Consider the following 11,554-nt stretch of genomic DNA (forward strand, 5'->3'; position numbering starts at 1 on the left):
TGTTATTGGGAAGGTTGGATGAAGAAAGTTACTATAAATAGTGTTGCAAGCTATGCTGGGGTGTCTAAAAAAACCGTATCGCGTGTTTTAAATAATGAACCCAATGTAAGTGATGCAACTCGCGAAAAAGTGCTCAAAGTGTTTAAAGAGCTCGATTATACTCCTAACCCTATTGCTCGCGGTTTAGCACAAAATCGTAGTTTTATAATTGGCTGTATTTACGATAACCCGAGTAAAAGTTATATCACTCGGGTGCAAACAGGTGCACTGGCTGCGTGCCAAGAAAACAACTATAACTTGTTGATCCACCCATGTGATCTACGTGGTGATGCGTTGATCAGTAATATAGAACATTTACTGCAATCTTCTCGCCTTGATGGTTTGGTATTAACCCCGCCGTTTTCAGATTTTAAGGTGTTGGTTGATTTTCTAAAAAGCAAAAAAATTCCTTATGCCCGTGTAGCGTCTGCTGTACTTGAAGATGAGTCGATTTCAGTGCGTAGTAATGATGAGCAAGGGGCTTTTGAGATCACCGAGCACTTAATTAACTTAGGTCATAAGGCGATCGCGTTTATTAAAGGTCACCCTGATCACAGTGCTACAGAGCAGCGTTTTAAAGGTTATCGCCGTGCTTTAAGTACCCATGGCATTGAATTTAATGAACGTTTGGTTGAAGAAGGTAACTTTAGTTATCACTCAGGTGTAGACAGTGCACGCAGCATCTTAGATCTAACACCAAGACCTACGGCAGTATTTGCATCAAATGATTACATGGCCGCTGCCGTATTAAAATTGGCAACACAACGGCAGTTAAAAGTACCGGATGATATTTCGATAGCAGGTTTTGATAATGCCCCAATTGCACGCCATATTTGGCCTGGGCTGACAACTATTGCACAACCTGTAGAAGAAATGACTCAGCAAGCGGTTAATAAACTAATTGAGCACATTAGTGAACCGCAAGAGCAGCCCTATCAAGTGACGCTAGAAGCGCGTTTGATCACCCGTGAATCCACCGCACAAATAAAGCCTTAAATATGTAAATGAAGCAATTTTCACAGTTGCCCGAGTTTGAGTGACGCTTACTCGGGCATTTTTTTAGCTGTTTTTAATGTTAAGTTTGCCCCAGCAAAAATTTCTTGGTTAATTCATTATTGAGCCTAGTATGCTCTGCTTAGCGGCATAAATTTTTTGACTAAACAGATATACCAATCGACTTAAATATTTAACCATTCTAGCGAGCTAAATGGTCAGTAACTTAACACGAAGAGTATAACAATTTTATTCACTGCTACTTTGTACTAGAAGAAAGTAAAACCTTTTAATATTAACGAACTAGTTTAATACTAGGTGGGTTGTTAAAGCTTTTTTAAAAAAATAGCGAACAAAAATTGTGCACTGAGTTAAAAAATAGTGGTGGTCATTATTTGGTCATTTAAAATAATTAAACTAAATTTATAAGATAAGGTTGACACCGGTGTCACAGTCGTGCGTTAATACAGTGACACCGGTGTCAGGTTGATTGTGAGAGACAACTTGACAACGTATACCTTTGAACGGGTAAATCAAAGATGCTCAGTGCAAGTTCATTCGTGGAGTATGTGCTTGCTACTGAGCCTTTATCCTCTAACCATAGAGATGAGTCGAATTTTATGTTGCATCCTCGTATTCAAGAAGTCACCGAACGCGTTATCGAACGCAGTAAAGCTACTCGCCAAGCCTATTTAGAACGCATGAATCATGCAAAAAAACAAACAAGAGTTCGTTCTGGTTTAGGTTGCGGTAATATTGCTCACGTAATGGCTGCTTGTAGCAGTGATGATAAAGCACGTTTAAAGGCTGATGAACAGCCTAACCTAGCTATTATCAATTCATACAATGATATGCTTTCTGCGCATGTCCCTTACAAAGATTATCCAGATTTAATTAAAGACCTTGCCACTAAATATGATGCAACAGCACAAGTCGCTGGTGGTGTGCCAGCGATGTGTGATGGTGTTACTCAGGGCCGTGATGGCATGGAATTATCACTTTTTTCTCGTGATGTTATTGCTATGTCCACTGCAATTTCGTTATCACACGATGTATTTGATGGTGTTTTTTGCTTAGGTGTGTGTGACAAAATTGTCCCTGGCCTATTAATTGGCGCTTTATCATTTGGCCATCTACCGGTTGCGTTTTTACCAGCAGGTCCGATGCAATCAGGTATTCCTAACAAAGAAAAAGCCCGTATTCGTCAAAAGTTCGCACAAGGTTTAGTAAGCCGTGATGAATTGTTAGAAGCTGAAAGTGCGTCTTACCACAGTGCTGGTACATGTACTTTTTATGGAACTGCTAACTCAAACCAAATGTTAATGGAAATTATGGGCTTACACCTTCCAGGTAGCTCGTTTATCAATCCATATACAGAATTACGCGATGGTCTAACGGGTAATGCGGTAGAAACCATGCTTAAGCAACTTATTCAAACAAAAGATGCGAATTGTTTAGCTGACGTTGTAACTGAAAAAACCATAATTAATGGTTTGGTCGGTTTATTATCTACAGGCGGCTCTACAAACCATGCTATTCACTTGGTTGCTATCGCTAAAGCGGCGGGTATTGAGCTGACATGGAAAGATATGTCGGATTTATCAGAAGTTGTGCCACTACTGACGCGTATTTATCCAAATGGCTCAGCGGATGTGAATCATTTCCAAGCTGCCGGTGGTATGGGTTTCTTAATGAAGCAACTTGTTGGTGCTGGTTTCTTACACAATGACGTTAAAACTATTGTGGGTGAAGGCCTTGAAGCATACACCCAAGAGCCACGTTTAGACACGGATAATAATTTGATCATGACTGATTCAAATGGTCCAAGCAAAGTGAAATGGGTGCCATGTCCTGAAAAGTCATTAGATGAAGAAGTACTGCGTCCAGTAGATAACCCATTCAGTAAACAAGGTGGTTTACAGCTACTTACAGGTAACTTAGGTAAAGCTGTTATTAAAGTGTCAGCAGTTGCAATTGAGCACCAAGTAGTATCAGCACCGGCAAAAGTATTTAGTTCACAAAGTGCACTACAAGAAGCGTATACACGCGGTGAATTAAACCAAGACTTTATTGCTGTACTTAAAGAGCAAGGCCCGAAAGCGAAGGGCATGCCAGAGCTGCATAAATTAACGCCAGTTATGGCAACCTTGCAAGATCAGGGTTTTAAAGTTGCAATTGTGACTGATGGCCGTATGTCTGGCGCATCAGGTAAAGTACCTGCTGCAATTCACTTAGCGCCAGAGGCCGTTGAAGGTGGCATTATCGCAAAAATTCACGAAGGTGATTTAGTTACACTTGATGCACCAGCGGGAATTTTAAAACTACACGTAAGCGATGAAGAGCTTGCAAAACGTGAATTACAGCTGAGCGTCCCAAGTTTAACCTTTGGTACTGGACGTGAGTTGTTTACAGGATTTAGAAACATTGTTAGTAGCGCAGATTTAGGCGCAAGTGCGTTTGGAATAGAATAATAATTAGCCATTCACAGGGTAATGAGGACATACAATGAGCATAGAAAAAATCTTAGCATCGGCACCTGTGGTGCCAGTAGTGGTGATTGAAAAATTAGAAGATGCAGCACCACTTGCTAGAGCACTTTATAACGGGGGCTTAAAAGCGCTTGAGATCACATTACGTACACCCATTGCTGCAGAAGCGGTCAAGCTGATGAAAGCGGAAGTACCAGAAGCGTATGTGGGCACAGGTACAGTGGTTGATAAAGCAAGCTTTGAAGCATCGGTTGCCGCAGGCGCTGACTTTATGGTCAGCCCGGGCGTAAATGATGAGCTTTTAGCGCTAGCTAAAGACAGTGATATTCCATTTCTACCAGGTGCCGCAACGCCGAGCGAAGTGATGAAGTTAGCAAGCCATGGTTTTAAGTTTTTAAAGTTCTTTCCAGCAGAAGCTGCAGGCGGTACTGCAATGCTTAAATCAATTGGTGGCCCATTACCTCATGTTACGTTTTGCCCAACAGGTGGTATTAGTTTAGCAACTGCACCGAGCTACTTAGCGCTTAGCAATGTGATTTGTGTCGGTGGTACTTGGATGCTTGATAAACAACTTATTGAAAACAAAGACTGGCAAGCCATTGAAGCGCTTGCTCGCCAAGCAAGTGAAATTAAATAATTAAAGGGGAGTTTTTTAAATGATTAATGTAGCAATTAATGGCTATGGCCGTATCGGTCGCAACGTATTACGTGCACTTTATGAGTCAGCGCAAAACAATGAAATTAAAATCGTTGCGATTAATGACTTAGCGCCAGCGAATGTAAATGCACACCTTACTCAATTTGATTCTGTGCATGGTCAATTTTCGCAAAAAGTAACACTTGCTGATAACACTATGCTTATCGGTGATGACGTAATTACTCTTACGCAAGAGCGTGACCCTGCAAACTTGCCATGGAAAGAGTTAAACGTAGATATCGTATTAGAATGTACGGGCTTTTTCACAAAACGTGAAGATGCTGCAAAACACATTACTGCGGGTGCGAAAAAAGTGATTGTATCAGCACCTGGTACCGACTTAGATGCAACCGTAGTTCATGGTGTAAATGATGATGTACTTAATGCCGACAGCAACATTATTTCTAACGCATCATGTACTACAAACTGTTTAGCACCTATTGCAAAAGCAATTAATGATACAGTTGGTATTGAGCAAGGCAGCATGACAACCATTCATGCTTATACAAATGACCAAAACCTGTCAGATGTATACCACCCAGATCTATACCGTGCACGTAGTGCTACGCAGTCTATGATCCCAACTAAAACAGGCGCAGCCAAAGCGGTTGGCTTAGTATTACCTGAGCTTGCGGGTAAGCTTGACGGGATGTCAGTACGCGTTCCAACAATTAACGTATCGTTAGTTGATTTTACGTTTATTACTAAACGTGACACAACAGCCGCTGAAATAAATGAAGTAATGAAAGCCGCAGCTGAAGGTTCAATGAAAGAGATCTTAGAGTACAATGAGCTTCCGCTTGTTTCTATTGATTTTAATCATAACCCAGCGTCGTCAATCTTTGATGCTACGCAAACTAAAGCTGAAGGCAAATTAGTTAAAGTGATGGCTTGGTATGATAACGAATGGGGTTTCTCAAACCGCATGTTAGACCAAGTTAAAACACTCGGTCAGTATTTATAATTGACCCTATAAAAGTTTAGCTTTATCCAACAAAGCCGCGAATATCGCGGCTTTTTTGCGTTTTATAGCTTAACGTTCAAAGTTGCTAAGCGAGGGCGCTCTGACATTACTAAACTCATAGATTGCGCTGCAATTTGCTGTAGTTTATGCGTTTCTGGGGTAGATTCTTTGCATAGGGTAAGTAAATCAGCAATTAAACAACCTATAGCTCTTACTTCTATCAACTCCATTTGTGAACGCTGATAGTCAGTGAGTGCGTTCAAATTTGTTGCTGCGCCAAAGTCACCAAATAAAACAGTGTACTGGGCATCTATCATAGTGTTGTGAGCGTACACATCACCATGACTGACATTATTAGCATGTAAGTGGGCAAGGGTGCTGAGCATCTGCTTTGCAATATGTTTAATGGCCTCTGCGGTGAACTGTGTGTGTTCGGCAAAGGTATCGCGAGTGCAGGTTTCAAGTGACGGCGGTAAGCCAAGATTTTGGTAATCTTGGTTAATAAGCTCCATCACCAGCCCTAGTTGTTCTGGGTTATCGATATACGCAAGCACTTTGATAAGATTTGGGTGCTCACCAGCTTGCAAGCAACAGTTTACTTCATCTAATGGATAACCATCACTGGTAATCGCTCCTTTAAAAAGCTTAACGGCTACTTTATGTTGCTGCCAATCTGCTAAGTGTATTATTCCCGATGCGCCTTCACCAATTTGGCTTATGAGTTCAAACTCATTAAGCGTTGTTTGCTTTATTGCCCCATGTTGCAGTGATTGCGATTTATTAAAGTCGTTTCCGGCAAACGCCAGCCAAGTAAGCGCGGGGAGTTCGAACAGCCAGTCATCAATTTGGGTTAAGTTATTTGCTGATAAGCGAACGAGTTCTAGTTGCTGACACTGCTGCATGCTGTGGGGCAGAGTTGTTAACTGATTTCCTGCTAGAGCGAGTTTACGTAGTTGAGTAAGTTCACCAAAAGACTCAGGCAATTGTTGAAGCTTGTTGTCAGTTAAAATTAACCATTGAGTTGTAAGTGGTAAGCTATGCTCTGCAAATTCGCTGATCTGATTACCTTTAAACGCGATCATGATCAGGGCTGGGCATTTTGCTAGTACAGGGGGAATATGCTGAAACTGGTTGAATGATAAAAATACCCGTTTTAATTTGGTTAAACAGGCAAACTGATCGGGTAAATCAGTGAGTTTATTGTTTGATAAATCGAGTACTTCAAGAGTCTCTGCTAGGGTAAATATTTCGTCGGGGAAAGTCGTTAATTCTGCAACCAGTTGCAAACGTTTAGCGCCAACTAATTGACCACTGCGAAGCTGTTCAAGGGTATTCAAAATACAAATCCATTTATTTAGGTCGTTTAATATTCAGTAAATAAAAAAGGCCAATCTAATGGCCTTGATGATCACTTTATAGTATGGAATTAAAATTGTGCATTGTGGTAGACGTTTTGTACGTCGTCACAATCTTCAAGCATCGCTAAAAAGCGTTCCATTACTTCTACATCTTCACCTTCAAGTGGTGCTTCTACTTGGGGGACGAATGCGATTAAGTCTTCGTGGAATTCACTAATACCCATTTCTTCTAGCGCAGTACGAGCGTTGTTATATTCAGTATGTGGAGCAAAAACGGTCACTTTACCGTCTTCTACTTCTACATCAGTGACATCAACATCCGCCATCATCAGTGCTTCAAGCACGGTTTCGTCGTCATCACCGTCAAAAACAAAAATCGCAAGATGATCAAATAAGTGCGATACCGAATTTTGTGCGCCAATCTTAGCATTTGCTTTGGTAAAACATACACGCACATCAGCAAAGGTGCGTTTGTTGTTATCAGTTAAGCAATCTACGATGATCATGCAGTTACCCGGGCCGTAACCTTCGTAGCGAGTCGCTGAGTAATCTTCGCCACCGCCGCCTTTGGCTTTGTCGATAGCGCGCTCAATAACGTGAGCGGGAACTTGGTCTTTTTTAGCTCTTTCGATTAAACGACGTAGTGCGAGATTGCCATCTGGATCAACACCACCGTTTTTGGCACAAATATAAATTTCTTTACCGTACTTTGAGTAAACTTTAGTTTTAGCACCCGCAGTTTTAGCCATTGAATCTTTTTTGTTTTGGTAAGCTCTTCCCATCTGCGTTTCGCCTTAAATATATTTTAAAAGTGTAAATTTTGTAGGCTCGTATTCTAAAGGTAAATGCGGGGCAGGGCTAGTCTGATTTAAAGTGTGTAAGTAGTAGAGAAGGTTTTGCTGTGCTGGTTGTTTAAATAAAAACAATATAGCCCGCGTGCGCGGGCTAATTAAAGGTTAAGTTGTGCTTACCAAATACGCACACGCTCTTCTTCAGGCAAGTAAAGCTTATCACCTGGTTTTACATCAAATGCTTTATACCATGCATCATGGTTACGAGGGGCTTGTGCTCTAAAGCGACCTGGCGCATGTGTACCACCACGTAGTTGGTTTAACATACTTTGCTCTGTACGTTTTTCTTTCCATACTTGTGCCCACGCTAAAAAGAACCGCTGATCGCCTGTTAGGCCATCAATTACAGGTGCTTCTTTACCATTTAAGCTCAGTTTATAAGCGTGATATGCCATTGCTAGGCCGCCCACATCACCAATGTTTTCACCTAAGCTGTTACGGCCATTGACGAAGTTACCTGGGATTGGCTCGTACTGGCTATACTGGGCTGCGAGCTGATCGGCTTTGGCCTCAAATGCAGCACGATCTGAGTCAGTCCACCAGTTGCGTTGCACACCGTTTGCATCTGATTTAGAGCCCTGATCATCAAAACCATGGCCCATTTCATGACCAATAACAGCACCTATGCCACCATAATTAACAGCTGGATCGGCATTTGGATCGAAAAATGGTGGTTGCAGGATAGCAGCAGGGAACACAATTTCGTTAAATGAGCTATTGTAGTACGCATTCACGCGTTGTGGTGTCATACCCCAACGGTTACGATCCGTTTTTTCAAGCTCTTTGGCAACACTGTCTGCTTGGAAAAACTCACGGGTGTTTTTTATATTGCCCATTAAATCGTTGTCGCTAATTGTTAAGCCGTCAAATGATTGCCATACATCTGGATAGCCGATTTTTGGCACAAATGCGGCCAATTTAGCACGCGCATTTACTTTTGTTTCTGCGCCCATCCAGTCTAGGTTATCAATACGCTCACCGAGTGCTGTACGTAGGTTTTCAACCAATTCGGACATTTGCTGTTTTGATGATTCTGGGAAGTAACGTGCGACATACACTTTACCGATAGCAAAGCCTAACGAGTTGGTACCTGACATTTGGCTAATAGCACGTTTCCAGCGAGGACGTGGCTCTTGTTGTCCGTTAAGTTCTTTACCGTAAAACGCAAAATTAGTATTGAATACTTCTTCAGAAAGTAACTCTGCGTTACCACTGAGTGCGTGATAGGTTAAGTAGTCTTTCCATACTGCTAGGTCTTGTTGATTGATAAGTTCAATCATGGCTTTTATAGGCTCTGGTTGTGACACATTCAACTGCGGCACTTGATAACCTGTTTGCGCAAAGTACAGATCCCAATTAAAGTCTGGGTATGCTTCGCTCAGCTCACTGCGCTTAACTTGGTTTAATGTTAGGTCGCGGTTACGGCGTTTTTCACGTGGCCAATGACCTTCTGCAATTTTAGTTTCAAGGGCTAAGATCGCCTGTGCACGTTCGGTGGTATTATCGACACCGGCTAATTCAAGCATTTGTGCAATGTGTGCAACATATGCGCTACGGGTTTTTTCAAAACGCTCAGAATCTTCTAAGTAGTAAGAGCGATCTGGTAAGCCTAAACCGCCAGCGCCCAGTGACATTTCATATTTATTTGGATCAAGACGGTTAAACCACATGCCACCGCCAATAGGAGAGTTAACACCACTCAGCCACGCTTGACCAAACAGCTTAGTAAGATCATCCGTTGATGATACGTCATTGATTTCAGTCAACAATGGTTTAATAGGTGTGATACCTAATTTATTAAGTGTTTCGGTATCCATATAAGCGTTGTAAAAGTCAGCGATTAGCTGCTCTTCAGCATTTAAATCATCACGTGCCGCTATTTCTTCAATGATTTCTTTAACACGCTCTTCACTGCGCTCTGCTAACCCAGAAAAAGCACCATAGCGTGTTTTGTCCGCAGGCATTACGTAGTTGTCATACCATGTGCCACTGGCATACATAAAAAAATCATCGCCAGGTTTAATTGCTTCGTTACGCGCCGTTAAATCTACACCAAAGCTACCTAATTCTGGTTGTTCAGCGGCTGTAGTTGTTTCAACGGCTGTTTTTGGGGCTGAGGTTTCGGTTGTTTCAGGCTTAGAACAGCCTGCTAAAAATGTGGCAGCGAGTGTGGCTGCAATAAGTGTTTTTTTCATTGGATTACCCTGAATGTTATTTTTATCATAGACTTTTATAACCTAGCTTTTGATTGTTATAGATAACCGAAAGCGAGACAAACTTTTGAGGTGAATAACTTAATCACCCGATAAAGCCGTGTTAATAAATAAACTAACTGAGTCAGCCGTACTTAGCAATTGTTTGACTGCATTTGCTGTAATTGCCACATCCGCGCATATTCACCTTGCAAAGCAAGCAGTTGTTGATGGTTGCCTTGTTCAACGAGTTGACCTGCTTGCATAACCAAGATTTTGTCAGCATCGGTTATTGTTGATAAGCGGTGTGCAATCACTAAACTTGTATGATTTGCGGCTACTTCTCGCATGGCGTTTAATATTGCTTGTTCTGCATGAGAGTCCAGCGCAGAGGTTGCTTCGTCAAAAATTAAGATTGGTGACTTCTTCAAAATGGCACGCGCGATGGCGATACGTTGTTTCTCACCCCCAGAGACTTTTAAGCCACGTTCGCCAACAAGGGTTTGATCGCCTTTCTCAAGGCTATTTATAAATTTAGTTAAGTGAGCCATCTTAATCGCTTTATCGATTTCTTCATCACTGGCACCAGGGCGACCATAAGCGATATTTTCTCGTATGCTAGTATTAAAAAGTACGGTGTCTTGTGGGACGATGGCAATTGCTTGGCGTAAGCTGTGTAGCGTGATGTCGCGCACGTCTTGGCCATCAATACAAATACTGCCACTGTCAATATCATAAAAACGATATAACACGCGGGCAAGGGTACTTTTACCTGCGCCACTGGCACCGACCACCGCGACTTTGCTCCCGGCGTTAATGGTAAAACTCAGTTGCTTGAGAATAGCCCGCGAGCTGTGGTAGCTAAAATTAACGTTGTTAAACTCTATATTCCCTTGCTGTATAGCAAGCGGCTGGGCATTTTCTTTATCTGTGATCCGTGGCTTTGTGGTTAATAGCCCGAGCATGTTTTCAAGATCTGTTAGGGCACGGCGAATTTCTCGATATACAAAGCCTAAAAAATTGAGTGGTAAGAAAAGCTGGATCATGTAGGCATTGATCATAACCAACTCACCGATGCTTAACTCACCTGTTACGACATCTGCTGTGCCTAACCACATTAATGCGGTGATCGCTGCGGCAATGATCAAGGCCTGGCCTGAGTTAAGTGCTAATAAAGATAAGCGGTTTTTCAATCGTGCGTGTTCCCAAGTAGCTAAAAAAGCGTCATAACTGTTGGCTTCGTGGGTTTCATTATTAAAATATTTAACGGTTTCGTAGTTGAGCAAACTGTCGATTGCTCGACTATTGCTGTTGTTATCCGCTTGGTTTGCCTCACGAATGAATCGATTGCGCCATTGAGTAATAGTGACCGTGAAGGCAATATAAATAATCACCGCGATGAGGGTGACAAGCGCAAACCAAGGAGAAAAAAGCGTGGCGAATATAATCGCGACAATTAAGATCTCTAATAGCGTAGGGATAATATTAAACATTAAAAAGCGCATTAAAAAGCTTAGGCCTTGCGTTCCGCGTTCAATATCACGGCTAATCCCGCCAGTTTGTCTATTTAAATGAAAACTCAGCTCAAGTGCATGTAAATGCTTAAATACTTTAAGACCAATATGCCGCATGGCGTGCTCTGTGACACGGCCAAATAAGGCATCGCGTACTTCGCCAAAAAACACCCCAGCAAAGCGTAATCCGCCATAAAGCAGTAAAAGTGTTACGGGGACCATGAGAACGGTTTGTAGATTACCATCAACAGCATCAATGATTTCTTTTAGCGCCCATGGCATCAGCAAGGTTGCGCCTTTTGCAGCAATCAATGCAAGCACAGCTAACAAGACTCGCGCTTTGAACACCATTAAATATGGCCATAACGTTTTAACACTTTGTTTTAAGTTCATGGCATCATGATGTTTTATTGCTTCTTGTTTACCCATACCGCGCATATTTTCTCTAACTCTATTA

General features: G+C 42.0%; 8 protein-coding genes. 4 read left to right on the forward strand and 4 right to left on the reverse strand.

All coding sequences use genetic code 11. The features are described from left to right. Positions 1–18 precede the first annotated feature (18 nt). From KAN5_RS04745 to gap, 4 genes are all read left to right on the forward strand, one after another. Positions 19–1,035, forward strand: coding sequence for a LacI family DNA-binding transcriptional regulator (locus KAN5_RS04745; RefSeq protein WP_016707351.1), 1,017 nt, complete (start codon positions 19–21; stop codon positions 1,033–1,035). Between the two features lie 617 nt (positions 1,036–1,652). Further along, positions 1,653–3,503 (forward strand): phosphogluconate dehydratase, encoded by a 1,851-nt coding sequence (gene edd, locus KAN5_RS04750; protein ID WP_029216030.1) that lies wholly within the window; start codon positions 1,653–1,655, stop codon positions 3,501–3,503. A 34-nt stretch (positions 3,504–3,537) separates the two neighbouring features. Next, positions 3,538–4,158, forward strand: coding sequence for a bifunctional 4-hydroxy-2-oxoglutarate aldolase/2-dehydro-3-deoxy-phosphogluconate aldolase (eda, locus tag KAN5_RS04755; RefSeq protein ID WP_016707349.1), 621 nt, complete (start codon positions 3,538–3,540; stop codon positions 4,156–4,158). Positions 4,159–4,177: 19 nt separating this feature from the next. Then, on the forward strand, positions 4,178–5,182 hold the full coding sequence (gene gap / locus KAN5_RS04760) for a type I glyceraldehyde-3-phosphate dehydrogenase (protein ID WP_016707348.1): 1,005 nt from the start codon (positions 4,178–4,180) through the stop codon (positions 5,180–5,182). 62 nt (positions 5,183–5,244) lie between these two features. Here gap and KAN5_RS04765 read toward each other — a convergent pair whose 3' ends face one another. From KAN5_RS04765 to KAN5_RS04780, 4 genes are all read right to left on the reverse strand, one after another. Next, on the reverse strand, positions 5,245–6,519 hold the full coding sequence (locus KAN5_RS04765; RefSeq protein WP_244390613.1) for a leucine-rich repeat-containing protein kinase family protein: 1,275 nt from the start codon (positions 6,517–6,519) through the stop codon (positions 5,245–5,247). 89 nt (positions 6,520–6,608) lie between these two features. Then, a complete protein-coding gene (locus KAN5_RS04770; protein ID WP_138553868.1) occupies positions 6,609–7,322 on the reverse strand; it encodes a YebC/PmpR family DNA-binding transcriptional regulator in 714 nt (237 codons plus the stop codon). Positions 7,323–7,507: 185 nt separating this feature from the next. Further along, positions 7,508–9,586 carry a M13 family metallopeptidase gene (locus KAN5_RS04775; protein ID WP_138553869.1) on the reverse strand — a complete coding sequence of 693 codons (2,079 nt, stop codon included), beginning with the start codon at positions 9,584–9,586 and terminating at the stop codon, positions 7,508–7,510. Between the two features lie 152 nt (positions 9,587–9,738). Continuing rightward, complete coding sequence (locus tag KAN5_RS04780; protein ID WP_244390614.1) at positions 9,739–11,535, reverse strand: ABC transporter ATP-binding protein/permease; 1,797 nt, start codon at positions 11,533–11,535, stop codon at positions 9,739–9,741. Positions 11,536–11,554 lie beyond the last annotated feature (19 nt).

Origin of the sequence: Pseudoalteromonas sp. KAN5, from assembly GCF_022846535.1 — a bacterium.
In the GTDB taxonomy this organism is placed as follows: Bacteria; Pseudomonadota; Gammaproteobacteria; order Enterobacterales; family Alteromonadaceae; genus Pseudoalteromonas; species Pseudoalteromonas haloplanktis.